This window comes from Aminobacter sp. P9b (genome assembly GCF_045345995.1).
Lineage (GTDB): Bacteria > Pseudomonadota > Alphaproteobacteria > Rhizobiales > Rhizobiaceae > Aminobacter > Aminobacter niigataensis.
Genome location: NZ_CP150082.1, coordinates 2315154 through 2331627 on the forward strand (window position 1 = coordinate 2315154; position 16474 = coordinate 2331627).

Sequence of the window (16474 nt, forward strand, 5' to 3'; positions counted from 1 at the left end):
GGAAGTGGCGTCTTACTCGGCCGCGATCTTGGCCGAGTTCGAGCCGACATAATTGCGGATCGTGGTGATGATCCGGTCCTGGTCGGCTTCGCTGAGATAGGGATGCATTGGCAGGCACAGGATGGTGCCCGGGACTGCGTCGGAGACCGGCAGGCCGCCCGGCACACGCGGGTAGTGGCTATAGGCCACCTGCACATGCAGCGGCTTCACGTAGTAGATGACCGACGGGATGCCCTGCGCCTGCAGATGCGCCTTCAGCCCGTCACGGTCGGCGGTCTCGATGGCATACTGCGCCCAAGCGGAGCGGCCAGCGGTTGGCGCGCGCGAGGCTTTCACCACATCGCCGAGGCCGTCGGCGTAGCGCTTGGCGATGGTGGCGCGGGCCTGCATCTCGTCTTCGAGGATCGCCAGCTTCTCGATCAGGATCGCCGCTTGCAGCGTGTCGAGGCGCGAGTTCAGGCCGACATGGATGTTGTCGTACTGCGTCTCGCCCTTGCCGTGGAAGGCGAAGGAGCGCAGCCGCGCGGCAAACTCGTCGTCGTTGGTGAACATCGCACCACCGTCGCCGTAGCAGCCGAGCGGCTTGGCCGGATAGAAGCTGGTGGCGGCGACATGACCGTAGGCGCCGCACATCTTGCCGTCCTGCGAGCCGCCGATCGACTGGGCGGCGTCCTCGATGACGAGGAGATTTTCGCGCTTGGCGATGGCGTCGATCGCCGCATAGTCGGCGGCGATGCCGAACAGGTCCACCGGGATGATCGCCCTGGGCTTGAGGCGGCCTTCCGCCTTGACCATGGCAATCGCCGCTTCGAGGCTCTCGATCGAGATATTGTAGGTGTCGGGTTCGATGTCGACGAAGACCGGCTCGGCCTTGGCAAGAGCCACGACCTCGGCGGTCGCGGCAAAGGTGAAGCTCGGCACGAACACCGCATCGCCCGGGCCGATGCCGGAGGCCAGCAGCGGCAACAGAAGCGCGTCGGTACCGTTGGCGCAGGCGATGACGTGCTTGACGCCGACATACTTGGCGAGCTTGTTCTCGAATTCGGTGACTTCAGGCCCGAGAATGTAGCGGCCCTCGTCGACGACCTTGTCGATAGCCGCCTTCAGACGGTCGCGGATTCGTTCGCGCTGCGCGCCGAGATCGATGAACTGCATGATGGCCCCAAAACCCAATCGTTTTCTTCGGGCCGCTGATAGCAGAGTTGATGAGTCCGAAAAAGCCGAGCCCCCTGCGGCATCCATGGCGCGGCTGCGGTTCTTGTTACTTTCGGTTGCAGCAATTTCGCGCTCAAATTGGCGGAAAACATGGGATTTCCCGCGCTGCCCGTTGAGCCGGCTTGGCGATGCGAAACATAAAGTGATCGGCGAAATCGCCGGAAAACGCCTGTTTCAGGCCAGTTCGCGCCGCCACGGCGGGTTTGCGCCGGCTCTCGACACGGTCACGGCCGCTGCCCGCGCACCGAGCGAAAGTGCTGCTTCGATGGCTGATTCCGAAAGCTCGGCGAGAGCGCCCTTGGTCAGGGCATCCTGCTCGTGCAAGGCAGCAAGCACGCCGGCGTTGAAGGTGTCTCCGGCACCGACCGTGTCGACCACGGTTACCTTGTCGGGTGTCACCGAGACGGTGTGCCGGGCGCTGTAGGCGGTGGCGCCCTTGCTGCCCTTGGTGACGATCACCAGCTTGGGTCCCTTGCGCAGCCAGTCAGCCGCGATCTCTTCATGGCTGCCGGTCTCGCCGAACCAGGCCAGGTCTTCGTCGGAAAGCTTGACGATATCGGCCATGGCGAGCATCCGCTGCATCCGTTGGAGGTGCGCCTGCTTGTCTTGGATGAAGCCCGGCCGGATGTTCGGGTCGAGCATCGTCACCCGGTGCCCGTGCTCGCGCTTCATCAGCGCTTCATAGGCCGAACCGCAGGGTTCCGGGATCAGGCTGATCGCCCCGAACAGCAGGGCGTCGATGTCGTCGCCCAGCGCGGGCAGGTCGGCCTCGGTCAGCATCCGCCCGGCGGTGTTTTCGTCATAAAAGGTGTAGGTGGCATGGCCGTTGTCGAGCCGGACGAAGGCCAGCGTCGTCGGGCGGCCAGACAGATTGGCATAGCGCGAGCCGACGTCGCTTGCGGCAAGCACCTCGCGGATCTGCTGGCCGAACAGATCGGACGACAGGCCGGAGAAGAATTCGGTGGGCACGCCGAGGCGGCCGAGCGCTATCGCCGAGTTGAAGATCGCGCCGCCGGCATAGGGAGCGAAGGATGGTTCGCCGGCCGAACTCTGCCGGGGCAGCATGTCGATGAGCGCTTCGCCGCAGCACAGGATCATGGCTTGCCGGTTCCCTTTGGATAGATGACGCCCTTGCGCACGATAACGTTGGCGTAGAGCCTTGGTTCGCTGGTGGCAATGATGGTGTGGGCCGCCTTGACGCGGCTGTAGAAGGCGTCGCCGGCGAGCGGCACGACAGTGAAGCCGGGCGCTCGACCGGCGCAGACCGCTTCGATCTCGTCATGCACCTGGTCGGACAGTTCAGGGTCGCCCTTGACCGAAGAGCGGAAAATCGCCTGCGGCACGAAATCGTCGACGGGCAGCACCTGGAGTACGGCGTCGAGCACCGGGATCAGGTCAAGCCCATCGGCGCGAATGACGCGGCGGCCATGCTCGAGCGCGGGGTAATTGCCGTCGACGATGGCGATCTCATCGCCGTGGCCCATGGCGCGCAGCGTGAACAGCAGATCCGGACCGAGCAGGGAAGGAATGCCGATGAGCACGATCAGACCCCTCGCGACGGTGCCGTCGAACCGATGAGGAAGCGCTCCGACAGCGGCAGGCTGGCACCACCCATGGCACGTGCGTGGATGCCCACCGTGCCTTCGCGCACACTTGGGATACGCAAGCCCTCGACGTCGATCTTGCCGATGGCCGACTGTACGGCCTGCACCATGCGGGCGCGGATGGCAGGTGGCATCCAGCCGTCGATGACGGCGCTTTCGAAGTCGATGACCGATGCCGATGCGACGATGGCGTAGGCCAGCGCGTCCGACGCGGTCGCTATCCAGCTGTCGAGTTCAGGGCCCAGATCGCTCCATTCCTCGGGCGAGGTCCAGAGATATGACGCCTCGATCCCTTTCGCGTTCAGCGACTTCTCGAGTACCGCGATCGAGGCGACGTCGATGAGCTGCGTCGGCCTGCCGCCCGGGCCGGGCACCGGCATCGAGCCAAGCGCACCGGCATTGCCGGTCGGGCCGCTGTAGAGCCTGCCGTTCAGCACGACGCCGCCGCCGGCAAAGGCGCCGATGTAGAAATAGACGAAGTCGCGCAACGTGCCGATGTCGCCGAACACCAGTTCGGCGCCGCAGGCCGAGGTGGCATCGTTCTGCACGTAGACCGGGAAGGAAAACAAAGCCTGCAGATCGGCGCGTATGTCGCGGTTGCGCCATTCGTCCATGATCTCGCGCGGCGCGCCCGCCGTATCGACCCAGTTCCAGAGTTCGAACGGCATGGCGACGCCGAGTCCGGCGATGCGCTTGTCCTGCTCTCGTGTCAGGCTGGCGCGCATCTCGGCAATGCCCGACTTGACGAAGTCGATCGTGTCGCGCGGGGTCGGGTAGCCATACGAGTTCTGCAGCATTGCGCGCGAGTTGCCGAGGAAGTCGATGAGCACGAGCTCGGCGCTGCGCCGGCCGATCTTGAGGCCGATGAAGAAGGCGCCCTCAGGATTGAGCGCCATCGGGATCGAGGGCTGGCCGATCTTGCCGCGGACAGGCTCCTGGCGCAGCAAAAGCCCTTCGACCTCCAACTCGCGCATGATCACCGAGACAGTCTGTGCCGACAGGCCGGTCATGCGCGCAATGTCGGACTTGGCCAGCGCACCGCTCTGCCGCACCAGCGACAGCACCAGCCGTTCGTTGTGATCGCGCATGCCGCTCTGGTTGGTGCCACGCAGCTGCTGGCTTTCAGCTGCTTCCGGCGAACCGTACCTCGAACTTCCGGCCTCCACCGGCTTCCTCCCGTAATTTGCGCGGTTTTCTCTCAAGATCCGCAATTTTCTTTTGGGACAGAATGCGGGTCGACTGCAATCCTGTCAATAATAAATAAGAGTGATTTAATTATTGACAGCCGATCCTGATTGGTGTTTCGTCAGGGCCGGATACTCGACTGGGAAGAGTGCACGAGTATCCGGGGCGATGCCCGCTGATCGGGCTCGCATGGTTTGGTTTTGGGAGGAGTTCCTGATGAAATTTTCAGTTCTGAAGACGACTGTCTTTGGTGCGGCCGTTGCCGCGCTCGCAAGCATTGCTGCACCTGCATCGGCTGCCGAAGTCGGCGCATGCCTGATCACGAAGACCGACACCAATCCCTTCTTCGTCAAGATGAAGGAGGGTGCCACCGCCAAGGCGACAGAACTCGGCATGACGCTGAAGAGCTATGCCGGCAAGATCGACGGCGACAGCGAAAGCCAGGTCGCGGCGATCGAGACCTGCATCGCCGATGGTGCCAAGGGCATCCTGATCACTGCATCCGACACCAAGGGAATCGTGCCCACGATCAAGAAGGCGCGCGACGCCGGCATTCTGGTCATCGCGCTCGACACGCCGCTTGAGCCGGCCGACTCTGCGGACGCCACCTTCGCTACCGATAACCTGCTCGCCGGCAAGCTGATCGGCCAGTGGGCTGCAGCGACTCTCGGCGACAAGGCCAAGGATGCCAAGATTGCCTTCCTCGACCTGACGCCGTCGCAGCCGACCGTCGACGTCTTGCGCGACCAGGGCTTCATGATGGGCTTCGGCATCGACGTGAAGGACGCCAACAAGATCGGCGACGAGGACGATGCCCGCATCGTCGGTCACGACGTCACCAACGGCAACGAAGAGGGTGGCCGCAAGGCGATGGAGAACCTGCTCCAGAAGGATCCCGGCATCACCGTCGTGCACACGATCAACGAGCCCGCCGCCGCCGGTGCCTATGAGGCGCTCAAAGCCGTCGGCATGGAAAAGAACGTGCTGATCGTCTCGGTCGATGGCGGCTGCCCGGGTGTGAAGAACGTCCAGGATGGTGTCATCGGTGCGACTTCGCAGCAATATCCGCTGATGATGGCAGCCCTTGGCATGGAAGCGATCAAGAAATTCGCCGACAGCGGCGAGAAGCCCAAGCCGACCGAAGGCAAGGATTTCTTCGACACCGGCGTTTCGCTGGTGACCGACAAGCCGGCAACCGGTGTGGAATCCATCGACGTCAAGACCGGCCTCGAGAAGTGCTGGGGTTGATCTGACCGCCTGACGGCGTGACACTCTCTTGCAGACGAAGGGCGGCCCCTTGGTCGCCCTTCCCGCAAGGGGGATAAAAATCCCTCATGGGAGGAAATCGACATGACCGACGCTTCGGCAGATGCCAGGCGGCCGCAGGAATTCGAGAAGGTTCTCTCGGCCAGCGACACGTCAGTGGCCAGCTTCGACACACATACACGTTCGCCGATCGAAAAGATCCAGCATTTCCTGCATTCCAATCCGGCCGCGGTACCGCTGATCGTGCTGGTTGCCTCAATCGCGCTTTTCGGCGTGATCATCGGCGGCAAGTTCTTCTCGGCCTTCTCGATGACGCTGATCCTGCAGCAGGTGGCGATCACCGGCATCATCGGCGCCGCCCAGACGCTGGTCATCCTGACCGCCGGCATTGACCTGTCCGTCGGCGCCATCATGGTGCTGTCGTCGGTGGTGATGGGGCAATTCACCTTCCGCTACGGCCTGCCGCCGTCGCTCGCGGTCCTGTGCGGGTTCGCCGTCGGCGCTTTCTGCGGCTGGATCAATGGTGTGCTCGTCTCCTACATGAAGCTGCCGCCGTTCATCGTCACGCTCGGCACGTGGCAGATCGTGCTGGCAACGAACTTCCTCTACTCGGCCAATGAGACGATCCGTGCCCAGGATATCGAGACGCAGGCACCGATCCTCCAGTTCTTCGGTGCCAATTTCCGCCTCGGCAACGCCGTGTTCACCTATGGCGTCGTCGCCATGGTGCTGCTGGTGGCGGTACTCTGGTATATCTTGAACCACACCGCCTGGGGCAGGCACGTCTATGCCATCGGCGATGATCCCGAGGCGGCCCAGCTTTCCGGCGTGCGCGTCAACAGGGTTCTCATCTCGGTCTATGTCATCTCCGGGCTGATATGTGCTCTCGGTGGCTGGATGCTCATCGGCCGCATCGGTTCGGTCTCGCCGACCGCCGGCCAGTTCGCCAATATCGAATCCATCACCGCGGTGGTGATCGGCGGCATCTCGCTGTTCGGCGGGCGTGGCTCGATCCTTGGCATGCTGTTCGGCGCGCTGATCGTCGGCGTGTTCCAGCTCGGCCTTCGGCTCATCGGCACCGACCCGCAGTGGACCTATCTGCTGATCGGCACCCTCATCATCATCGCGGTCGCAATCGACCAGTGGATCAGAAAGGTTGCAGGCTGATGGCTACCGAACCTCTTCTCACCGCACGCGGCCTGGTCAAGCGATATGGCCGCGTCACCGCCCTCGATCAGGCCGATTTCGACCTCTATCCCGGCGAAATCCTGGCTGTGATCGGCGACAACGGCGCCGGCAAATCGTCGCTCATCAAGGCGATCTCGGGAGCCATCACCCCTGACGAAGGCGAAATCCGCCTCGAAGGCAAGGTGGTGAACTTCAAGGCGCCGATGGAGGCCCGCGACGCTGGCATCGAGACGGTCTACCAGAACCTCGCTCTGTCGCCGGCGCTGTCGATCGCCGACAACATGTTCCTCGGCCGCGAAATCCGGAAGCCCGGCATCATGGGCAACTGGTTCCGTATGCTCGACCGGGGCGCGATGGAAAAGCGGGCCCGCGAAAAGCTGACCGAGCTTGGCCTGATGACCATCCAGAACATCAGCCAGGCTGTCGAAACACTGTCCGGCGGCCAGCGCCAGGGCGTGGCGGTGGCACGGGCCGCGGCTTTTGGCTCGAAGGTCGTCATCATGGACGAGCCGACGGCCGCCCTTGGCGTCAAGGAAAGCCGGCGCGTGCTCGAACTGATCCTCGACGTCAAGCGGCGTGGCCTGCCGATCGTGCTCATTTCGCACAACATGCCGCATGTCTTCGAAGTCGCCGACCGGATCCATATCCACCGCCTCGGCCGCAGGCTGACGGTCATCGACCCGAAGGAATACACAATGTCGGATGCGGTGGCGTTCATGACCGGAGCCAAGGCACCTCCGGAGGCTGCAATCGCTGCCTGACCGGCCGGCCACAACCTTAGGTCTCCGCGTCGCGAGATATTGACGCGGAGATTTAAATCGATTGAGATCGCATTCGGGATGGCTAAAATGAATGCGGGAGGACAGGTGTCGGCAAGGGAGGCAAGTGAACGGTGGCCGAACAGGATGCGAGAGGCGAGATGACCCGCGCAGTGACCCCGAATATCCCCCAGCCGCCGCTTGGCGACACCAGCCCCGAGGCATTGGCTGCCGAAATCCTGAGCGCGCTGAAATATCGGCTCGGCAAGGACGCGACCGTTGCCACCGACTATGACTGGCTGACTGCGTCGATCAAGGTCGTGCGCGACCGCATCGTCGACGAGTGGATTTCTTCCACCAAGGAAGCCTACGACCAGAGCGCCAAGCGGGTCTATTACCTCTCGCTGGAGTTCCTGATCGGTCGCCTGATGCGCGACGCCTTCTCCAATCTCGGCCTGATGGATGCGATGCGCCAGGCGCTCGCCTCGCTCGGCGTCGAGTTCGACGTGATTGCCAAGCTGGAGCCCGATGCGGCGCTCGGCAATGGCGGCCTTGGCCGTCTCGCCGCATGCTTCATGGAGAGCATGGCGACAGTCGACATTCCCGCTCACGGTTACGGCATTCGCTACGCCAACGGCATGTTCCGCCAGGAAATCCATGACGGCTGGCAGGTCGAGCTTCCCGAAACCTGGCTCGAACATGGCAATCCCTGGGAATTCGAGCGTCGCGAGCGTGCCTTCGAGGTTGGCTTCGGCGGATCGGTCGAATCGATCACCGCGGCGGATGGCCGGCTCGAACGCCACGTCTGGAAGCCTACCGACCGCGTCCTGGCCGTTGCCTATGATACCCCCGTGGTCGGCTGGCGCGGCACTCGCGTCAACACGCTGCGGCTCTGGTCGGGCATGCCGCTCGACCCAATCCTGCTCGACAAATTCAACGCCGGCGACCACATCGGCGCGCTCGCCGAGAGCAACAAGGCTGACGCGCTGTCGCGCGTGCTCTATCCCGCAGATTCCCATAAGGCCGGCCAGGAGCTTCGGCTGCGTCAGGAGTACTTCTTCTCGACTGCCTCGCTGCAGGACATCCTGCAGCGCCACATCAGCAAGTATGGCGATCTGCCGTCATTGCCCGACAAGGCGGCGATCCACCTCAACGACACCCATCCCGCTGTCGCCGTCCCTGAACTGATGCGCCTCCTGATGGACGTGCATGGCATGGACTTCGACACGTCCTGGGGCATCACCAAGCGGACCTTTGCCTACACCAACCATACGCTGTTGCCCGAGGCGCTGGAAAGCTGGCCGGTGCCGCTGTTCGAGCGGCTCCTGCCGCGCCACATGCAGATCGTCTACGCGATCAATGCCGAGGTGTTGCTGGAGGCCCGGGCGACAGGCCGCTTCAGCGGCGAGCAGATCAGCCGCATCTCGCTGATCCAGGAGAACGGCGAGCGCCGCGTCCGCATGGGCAACCTGGCTTTTGTCGGCTCCCACAGCGTCAACGGTGTGTCGGCGCTGCACACCGAACTGATGAAGGAAACGGTGTTTGCCGACCTGCACAGCCTCTATCCCGACCGCATCAACAACAAGACCAACGGCATCACGCCGCGCCGATGGCTGATCCAGTGCAATCCCGGCCTGACCGGCCTGGCGCGCGAGGCGATCGGCGACCGATTCCTCGACGATATCGAGGCGATCCGCGAGCTCGACGGCTTTGCCGGGGACGCCGCATTCCGTGAGAAGTTTGCCCGCGTCAAACGCGTCAACAAGGAGCGGCTGTCCAACCTTGTCGGCGAACGGCTCGGCATCAGGGTCGATCCGTCGGCGCTGTTCGACATCCAGATCAAGCGCATCCACGAATACAAGCGCCAGCTCCTGAACATCATCGAGGCGGTGGCGCTGTACGACCAGATCCGCTCGCATCCGGAACGCGAATGGATGCCGCGGGTCAAGTTCTTCGGCGGCAAGGCGGCGCCGAGCTACCACAACGCCAAGCTGATCATCAAACTGGCCAACGATGTCGCCAGGGTGATCAACAGCGACCCATCGGTGCGCGGGCTGCTCAAGGTCGTTTTTGTACCCAACTACAATGTCAGTGCGGCCGAAATCCTGATGCCGGCCGCCGACCTGTCGGAGCAGATCTCGACGGCGGGCATGGAAGCCTCGGGCACCGGCAACATGAAGTTCGCGCTCAACGGGGCGCTGACCATCGGCACGCTCGACGGCGCCAATGTCGAGCTCAAGGAGCATGTCGGCGACGACAATATCTTCATTTTCGGCCTGACCACCGAGGAGGTCGCCCAGCGCCGCAGCAGCGGCTACGAGCCGGGTTCTGTGATCGACGGTTCGCCCGAGCTCAAGCAGGCGGTTGCCGCCATCTCTTCCGGCGTATTCTCGCCTGACGATCCGGCCCGCTACCGCGAATTGATGGACGGGCTCTATCAGCACGACTGGTTCATGGTCGCAGCCGATTTCGACTCCTATGCCGCAGTGCAACGGCAGGTCGATGCCGTGTGGCGCGACAGCCCGGGCTGGTATGCCCGCGCCATTCGCAACGTGGCGCGTGTCGGCTGGTTCTCCTCAGACCGCACCATCCGCCAATATGCCAAAGAAATCTGGAACGTACCGGCCTGATGTGATTGCATGAACTGACCTCGCCGAAGAAACCCTGGGAGGGGACACCGAAACATGCTGAAGCCCGGCGCGGCCGCCGAAACGAAACCGGAGCTCGACAGAGCCACGGATGGCGATATCGAGGCGATCGTGAACGGCACCCATGGCGACCCGTTCGCGGTTCTCGGGCTCCAGCAGTCGGGCAAAGGCTTCCTGGCCCGTTGCTTCGTCCCGCATGCCGAAACGGTCACCGCCCACACGCTCGAGGGCAAGGCGTGCGGTGAGCTCTTGCGGCGCAATGATACCGGCTTCTTCGAAGGCAAGCTGACCATCCGCAAGCGCCAGCCGATCAGGCTGCACGCAAGCAATGCCGGCGGCGAGTGGTGGCTCACCGACCCCTACAGTTTCGGCCCTGTGCTCGGGCCGATGGACGACTACTTCATATCGGAGGGTTCGCATCTCAGGCTGTTCGACAAGCTGGGCGCGCATCTGATTTCGCATGAAGGCGTCGATGGTGTGCATTTTGCGGTTTGGGCGCCAAACGCGCATCGCGTCTCTGTGGTCGGCGATTTCAATGACTGGGACGGTCGCAGGCATCCGATGCGCCTGCGCCAGGACACCGGCATCTGGGAAATCTTCATCCCCGACATCGGTCCAGGCCACCCCTACAAGTTCGAGCTGATCGGAGCTCGCGGCGTCAGGTTGCCGCTCAAGGCCGATCCTTACGCCATCCGCTCGGAATTAAGACCCGCCACCGCGTCGGTCACCGACCGTCCGCAGGCGCATGAATGGGCCGACGACAAGCACCGCGCCCATTGGAAAGCAGCCGACCATCGGCGCGAGCCGATCAGCATCTATGAGGTGCATGCCGGCTCGTGGCAGCTTCGCGACGATGGCACCTTTCTGTCGTGGGACGAGATGGCCGACCGGCTTATCCCTTACACGGCGGAGATGGGCTTCACCCATATCGAGTTCCTGCCGATCTCGGAGCATCCCTACGATCCGTCCTGGGGTTATCAGACGACAGGGCTTTACGCGCCTTCGGCCCGCTTCGGCGACCCGGATGGCTTTGCCCGCTTCGTCGACGGCGCCCACCGCGCTGGCATCGGAGTCATTCTCGACTGGGTGCCGGCGCATTTTCCGGTGGACGAGCATGGGCTTGCCCATTTCGACGGGACCGCACTTTACGAGCATGCCGACCCGCGCCAGGGCTTCCATCCCGACTGGAACACCGCGATCTATAATTTCGGCAGGCGCGAGGTCGTCTCGTTCCTCGTCAACAACGCCCTGTTCTGGGCCGAGAAATACCATGTCGATGGCCTGCGCGTGGATGCGGTGGCCTCGATGCTGTACCTCGACTACTCGCGCAAGGAAGGCGAGTGGATCCCCAACGAATTCGGCGGCCGCGAAAACCTGGAGTCGGTGCGTTTTCTGCAGAAGATGAATGTCGCCGTCTATGGCGCCCATCCCGGCGTGATGACCATTGCCGAGGAATCGACCTCCTGGCCCAAGGTGTCGCAGCCGGTGCATGAAGGCGGGCTCGGCTTCGGCTTCAAGTGGAACATGGGCTTCATGCACGACACGCTGGAGTATCTCTCCAAGGAGCCGGTCCACCGCAAGCATCATCACAACGAAATCACCTTCGGCCTGCTCTACGCCTTCAGCGAGAATTTCGTGCTGCCCCTGTCGCACGACGAGGTGGTGCACGGCAAAGGTACGCTGCTCAGCAAGATGGCGGGCGACGACTGGCAGAAATTCGCGACGCTGCGCGCTTACTACGCCTTCATGTGGGGCTACCCCGGCAAGAAGCTGTTGTTCATGGGCCAGGAGTTCGCCCAGCGTGCGGAGTGGAGCAGATCCAGGGCGCTCGACTGGAACCTGCTCGACTTTGCCCCGCATCGCGGCGTCAAGCAGCTGGTGCGCGACCTCAACTACCTCTATCGCTCGCGCCCGGCGCTGCATGCGCGCGATTGCGAGCCGGAAGGTTTCGAATGGCTGATCGCCGACGATGCCGCCAACTCGGTCTTCGCCTGGTTGCGCAAGGCGCCGGGCGGCGCGCCGATCGCCGTCATTTCGAGCTTCACCCCGGTTCTGCGCGACAACTACCGCGTGCCGCTGCCACAGCCGGGCAAGTGGCGGGAAATATTCAATTCCGACGCGCTGGAATATGGCGGGTCGGGCAAGGGTAACAGCGGCATGGTTACGGCCAGGCAGGTGGACGGAGGAGGGGCGGCGGCAGCGCTGCTTCTGCCGCCACTGGCGACGATCATGCTTGAGTTTGTGGCGGACTGAGCAGGGAGGATGGCATGGAACTGAAGAGAAACCAGCCGCTGGCGCGCGATGCCATGGCCTATGTGCTTGCCGGCGGCCGGGGCAGCCGCCTGAAGGAGCTGACCGACCGGCGCGCCAAGCCCGCCGTCTATTTCGGCGGCAAGACGCGTATCATAGACTTTGCGCTGTCCAATGCCTTGAACTCAGGCATCCGTCGTCTGGGCGTCGCCACGCAATACAAGGCGCATTCGCTGATCCGCCACCTGCAGCGGGGCTGGAACTTCCTCAGGCCGGAGCGAAACGAGAGTTTCGACATCCTGCCGGCAAGCCAGCGCGTGTCGGAAACGCAGTGGTACGAAGGCACCGCCGACGCGGTCTACCAGAACATCGACATCATCGAGGCCTATGGCCCCGAATACATGGTCATCCTTGCCGGCGACCACATCTACAAGATGGATTACGAACTGATGCTGCGCCAGCACGTCGACGCGGGCGCCGACGTCACCGTTGGCTGCCTCGAGGTGCCGCGCATGGAAGCGGTGGGCTTCGGCGTGATGCATGTCGACAAGAAGGACAACATCATCTCCTTCATCGAAAAGCCCGCCGACCCGCCCGGCATTCCCGACAAGCCCGACTACGCGCTGGCCTCGATGGGCATCTATGTCTTCAAGACCAAGTTCCTGATGGAGCAGTTGCGCCGCGACGCCAATGAGCCGGAATCGAGCCGCGACTTCGGCAAGGACATCATTCCCTACATCGTCCAGCACGGCAAAGCGGTGGCGCATCGCTTCGCCAAGTCCTGCGTACGCTCGAGCACCGAGGCCGAGGCCTATTGGCGCGATGTCGGAACGGTCGATGCCTATTGGGAAGCCAACATCGACCTGACCGACATCACGCCCGAGCTCGACCTCTACGACCGCGACTGGCCGATCTGGACCTATTCCGAGCTGACGCCGCCTGCGAAGTTCGTCCATGACGAGGATGGCCGGCGGGGCTCGGCGGTATCATCGCTGGTGTCGGGCGATTGCATCGTCTCGGGTGCTTCGCTCAAGCGCAGCCTGATCTTCACCGGCGCACGGATCAATTCTTACTCCACGCTCGAGGATGTGGTGATGCTGCCGGCCTGCCATGTCGGTCGCAACGCCAGCCTCAAGCGCGTTGTCATCGATCACGGCGTACACATCCCCGAAGGGCTGGTCGTCGGCGAAGACCCGGTGCTGGACGCCAAGCGCTTCCGCGTCTCGGAGAAGGGTATCTGCCTGATCACCCAGGACATGATTAACAGGCTGGAGCTGTAACTGGTGCAGGTGCTTTCGGTCACGCCCGAGATTTTTCCGCTGATCAAGACCGGCGGGCTGGCCGACGTCACCGGCGCGCTTCCGGAGGCGCTTGCCGGGCTCGGCGTCGGCACGCGCAGCCTAGTGCCGGGTTATCCCGTCGTGATGAGCGCGCTGAAGAAGAAAAAGGCGGTTCATCAATACACCGCCCTGCAAGGCGGCAAGGCAGCACTCCATGCGGCCGAGATCGGCGGGCTGGATATGCTGGTGCTCGACGCGCCGCATCTGTTCGACCGGCCGGGCGGCCCTTATGGCGACGCCACCGGGGCCGACTGGCAGGACAATTGGCGGCGCTTCGCGGCACTTGGCCGTGTCGGCGCCGACATCGCCGCCGGCGTGGTCAAGGACTACAAGCCCGACATCGTCCATGCCCATGACTGGCAATCGGCGATGACGCTGGCCTACATGCGCTACGGCGAGGCGGCAAAGGTGCCGTCGGTGATGACGGTGCACAACCTGGCCTTCCAGGGGCAATTCGGGGCCAGCATCTTCGCGGGCCTTGGTCTGCCGCAGCAGGCCATGGCGCTGGACGGGGTCGAATATTACGGCGGCGTCGGCTTCCTCAAGGCCGGCTTGCAGGCGGCCTGGGCGGTCACCACCGTCAGCCCGACCTACGCCCAGGAAATCCGTACGCCGGCGTTCGGCATGGGGCTCGACGGGCTGATCAACCTGCGCGCTGCCGAACTCCACGGCATCGTCAACGGCATCGACGACGAGATATGGAACCCTGAGACGGACAAGCATCTGGCCGCGACGTACACGGCCAAGAGCCTGAAGGGGCGCAAGGCCAACAAGCGCGCCATCGAAGAGCGCATGACGCTCGACCGCGACGATGGGCCGATCTACTGCGTGGTCAGCCGCCTGACCTGGCAGAAGGGAATCGACATCCTGGCGTCGATCATCGACCCGGTGGTGGCCTCCGGCGCCCGGCTGGCGATCCTGGGTTCGGGCGATGCGGGGCTTGAAGGCGCGCTTTTGGCTGCCGCCGCGCGCCATCGTGGCCGGGTCGGTGTCGTCATCGGCTATGACGAGGGGCTTTCGCATCAGTTGCAGGGTGGTGCCGACGGCATCCTGATCCCGTCGCGCTTCGAGCCTTGCGGCCTGACCCAGCTCTATGGCCTGCGCTATGGCTGCGTGCCGATCGTAGCGCGAACCGGCGGCCTGGCGGACACCGTCATCGACGCCAACGAGGCCGCGGTCGCGGCCGGGGTAGCTACCGGTTTTCAGTTTGCGCCGGAGAATGCGGGCGATTTCCACCATGCCATCCTCAGGGCCAACGCGCTTTACGCCGACCCGGCTGCCTGGGCGTCGTTGCAGAGGCAAGGCATGAAGGCGGATGTGTCCTGGGATCGAAGCGCCCAGAAATATGCCGCACTTTACCGCATGCTTCTCTCAAAAAGGGATGCCTGAATGATTCGCACCGTCTCCACCACGCCCTATGGCGACCAGAAACCCGGCACATCAGGCCTGCGCAAGAAGGTACCTGTCTTCCAGCAGCCGAATTATGCCGAGAACTTCATCCAGTCGGTGTTCGATGCGCTCGAAGGTTTTGCCGGCAAGACGCTGGTCGTCGGCGGCGACGGTCGCTTCTACAATCGCGAGGTGATCCAGAAGGTCATTGCCATGGCGGTGGCCAACGGTTTCGGCCGCGTCGTTGTCGGCCAAGGTGGCATCCTGTCGACGCCCGCCGCCTCCAACCTGATCCGCAAGCGCAAGGCCTTCGGCGGGCTTATCTTGTCGGCTAGCCACAATCCCGGCGGCCCGCACGAGGATTTCGGCATCAAATACAATGCGGAAAACGGCGGCCCGGCGCCGGAGAAGCTCACCGATGCGATCTATGCCCGCAGCAAGGTCATCACCAGTTACAAGATCGCTGATGTTGGCCAGGTCGATCTCGACCACACGGGCACCTTCGAAGTGGGTGGCATCAAGGTCGAAATCGTCGATCCGGTGGCGGACTACGCGGCGTTGATGGAGACGCTGTTCGACTTCGATGCGTTGCGCGCGCTGTTCAAGTCGGGCTTCCGCATGCGCTTCGACGCCATGCATGCCGTGACCGGCCCTTATGCCAAGGAAATCCTGGAGCGCCGGCTCGGCGCCGCCGAGGGTACGGCGCGCAACTTCGTGCCGCTGGAGGATTTCGGTGGTCACCATCCGGACCCCAACCTGGTCCATGCCAAGGAACTCTATGACGAGATGATGGGGCCGAACGCGCCTGATTTCGGCGCGGCGTCCGATGGCGACGGCGACCGCAATCTGATCATCGGCCGCGGTATCTTCGTCACGCCATCGGATTCGCTGGCGATGCTGGCGGCCAATGCCCATCTCGCGCCGGGCTACAAGGCAGGCCTCAAGGGCATTGCCCGCTCGATGCCGACCAGCGGTGCCGCCGACCGGGTTGCTGAAAAGCTCGGCATCGGCATGTACGAGACGCCGACCGGCTGGAAGTTCTTCGGCAACCTGCTTGACGCCGGCATGGCGACGATCTGCGGTGAGGAAAGCGCCGGCACCGGCTCCGATCATGTTCGCGAAAAGGACGGGCTGTGGGCTGTGCTGCTCTGGCTCAACATCCTTGCCGTACGTGGCGAGAGCGCCAAGGAAATCGCTGCCAAGCATTGGGTTACATACGGTCGCAACTATTACTCGCGCCACGACTATGAGGAGGTCGAGACTGATCGCGCCAACGCGTTGGTCGACGCCTTGCGCGCAAAGCTCGGCTCGCTGCCGGGCACGAGTGTTCGTGGCATGAAAATCGCCAGTGCCGACGATTTTGCCTACAACGACCCAGTCGACGGCTCGGTGAGCAAGAACCAGGGCATCCGCATCCTGTTCGAAGGCGGCTCGCGCGTCGTCTTCCGGCTGTCCGGCACGGGCACCTCGGGTGCCACGCTGCGTGTCTACATCGAGCGTTATGAGCCCGATCCGGCACGACATGGCCTGGACACGCAGGCAGCCCTTGCCGACCTGATCAAGGCTGCCGAGGACATCGCCGGCATCCGCAGCCACACCGGTCGTGACAAGCCGAGCGTCATCACCTGATG

The 16474-nt window shown here is 63.5% G+C and carries 12 protein-coding genes; 8 read left to right on the top strand and 4 right to left on the bottom strand.

From position 1 onward, the window contains the following. Window positions 1-12: 12 nt before the first annotated feature. The 4 genes from WHT83_RS11425 to WHT83_RS11440 form a co-directional block, all read right to left on the bottom strand. Window positions 13-1155: a DegT/DnrJ/EryC1/StrS family aminotransferase gene (locus WHT83_RS11425; RefSeq protein WP_406873835.1), complete on the bottom strand. Its 1143-nt coding sequence runs from the start codon at window positions 1153-1155 to the stop codon at window positions 13-15. 234 nt (window positions 1156-1389) lie between these two features. Beyond that, a complete protein-coding gene (locus tag WHT83_RS11430; RefSeq protein WP_406873836.1) occupies window positions 1390-2313 on the bottom strand; it encodes a carbohydrate kinase family protein in 924 nt (307 codons plus the stop codon). Further along, a complete protein-coding gene (locus WHT83_RS11435) occupies window positions 2310-2756 on the bottom strand; it encodes an RbsD/FucU domain-containing protein (protein WP_183263590.1) in 447 nt (148 codons plus the stop codon). Before WHT83_RS11435 ends, WHT83_RS11430 begins: the two co-directional genes overlap by 4 nt. Before the next feature lie 2 nt (window positions 2757-2758). After that, window positions 2759-3985, bottom strand: coding sequence for an ROK family transcriptional regulator (locus tag WHT83_RS11440; RefSeq protein WP_183263589.1), 1227 nt, complete (start codon window positions 3983-3985; stop codon window positions 2759-2761). A 235-nt stretch (window positions 3986-4220) separates the two neighbouring features. Here WHT83_RS11440 and WHT83_RS11445 point away from each other — a divergent pair, with 235 nt between their 5' ends. The 8 genes from WHT83_RS11445 (at window position 4221) to WHT83_RS11480 (ending at window position 16472) form a co-directional block, all read left to right on the top strand. Further along, the gene (locus WHT83_RS11445; protein WP_406873837.1) at window positions 4221-5252 is read left to right on the top strand and encodes a sugar ABC transporter substrate-binding protein; all 1032 of its coding nucleotides are present in this window, start codon (window positions 4221-4223) and stop codon (window positions 5250-5252) included. Between the two features lie 102 nt (window positions 5253-5354). Continuing rightward, the gene (locus WHT83_RS11450) at window positions 5355-6437 is read left to right on the top strand and encodes an ABC transporter permease (RefSeq protein WP_108608882.1); all 1083 of its coding nucleotides are present in this window, start codon (window positions 5355-5357) and stop codon (window positions 6435-6437) included. After that, window positions 6437-7219, top strand: coding sequence for an ATP-binding cassette domain-containing protein (locus tag WHT83_RS11455; RefSeq protein WP_108608881.1), 783 nt, complete (start codon window positions 6437-6439; stop codon window positions 7217-7219). Before WHT83_RS11450 ends, WHT83_RS11455 begins: the two co-directional genes overlap by 1 nt. Window positions 7220-7377: 158 nt before the next feature. Beyond that, a complete protein-coding gene (locus tag WHT83_RS11460) occupies window positions 7378-9846 on the top strand; it encodes a glycogen/starch/alpha-glucan phosphorylase (RefSeq protein ID WP_406873838.1) in 2469 nt (822 codons plus the stop codon). A 54-nt stretch (window positions 9847-9900) separates the two neighbouring features. Further along, window positions 9901-12117, top strand: coding sequence for a 1,4-alpha-glucan branching protein GlgB (glgB, locus tag WHT83_RS11465; RefSeq protein WP_406873839.1), 2217 nt, complete (start codon window positions 9901-9903; stop codon window positions 12115-12117). 14 nt (window positions 12118-12131) lie between these two features. Beyond that, on the top strand, window positions 12132-13394 hold the full coding sequence (glgC, locus tag WHT83_RS11470; protein WP_108608878.1) for a glucose-1-phosphate adenylyltransferase: 1263 nt from the start codon (window positions 12132-12134) through the stop codon (window positions 13392-13394). Between the two features lie 3 nt (window positions 13395-13397). Continuing rightward, window positions 13398-14843 carry a glycogen synthase GlgA gene (glgA, locus tag WHT83_RS11475; RefSeq protein ID WP_406873840.1) on the top strand — a complete coding sequence of 482 codons (1446 nt, stop codon included), beginning with the start codon at window positions 13398-13400 and terminating at the stop codon, window positions 14841-14843. Next, the gene (locus WHT83_RS11480; protein ID WP_406873841.1) at window positions 14844-16472 is read left to right on the top strand and encodes an alpha-D-glucose phosphate-specific phosphoglucomutase; all 1629 of its coding nucleotides are present in this window, start codon (window positions 14844-14846) and stop codon (window positions 16470-16472) included. The last annotated feature ends 2 nt before the right edge of the window (window positions 16473-16474 follow it).

Bases quoted from the DNA above. Each gene is read 5' to 3' on its own strand.
- WHT83_RS11425 (WP_406873835.1), bottom strand. From the start codon at position 1,155: ATGCAGTTCATCGATCTCGGCGCGCAGCGCGAACGAATCCGCGACCGT.
- WHT83_RS11430 (WP_406873836.1), bottom strand. From the start codon at position 2,313: ATGATCCTGTGCTGCGGCGAAGCGCTCATCGACATGCTGCCCCGGCAG.
- WHT83_RS11445 (WP_406873837.1), top strand. From the start codon at position 4,221: ATGAAATTTTCAGTTCTGAAGACGACTGTCTTTGGTGCGGCCGTTGCC.
- WHT83_RS11450 (WP_108608882.1), top strand. From the start codon at position 5,355: ATGACCGACGCTTCGGCAGATGCCAGGCGGCCGCAGGAATTCGAGAAG.
- WHT83_RS11455 (WP_108608881.1), top strand. From the start codon at position 6,437: ATGGCTACCGAACCTCTTCTCACCGCACGCGGCCTGGTCAAGCGATAT.
- WHT83_RS11460 (WP_406873838.1), top strand. From the start codon at position 7,378: ATGACCCGCGCAGTGACCCCGAATATCCCCCAGCCGCCGCTTGGCGAC.
- glgB (WP_406873839.1), top strand. From the start codon at position 9,901: ATGCTGAAGCCCGGCGCGGCCGCCGAAACGAAACCGGAGCTCGACAGA.
- glgC (WP_108608878.1), top strand. From the start codon at position 12,132: ATGGAACTGAAGAGAAACCAGCCGCTGGCGCGCGATGCCATGGCCTAT.
- WHT83_RS11480 (WP_406873841.1), top strand. From the start codon at position 14,844: ATGATTCGCACCGTCTCCACCACGCCCTATGGCGACCAGAAACCCGGC.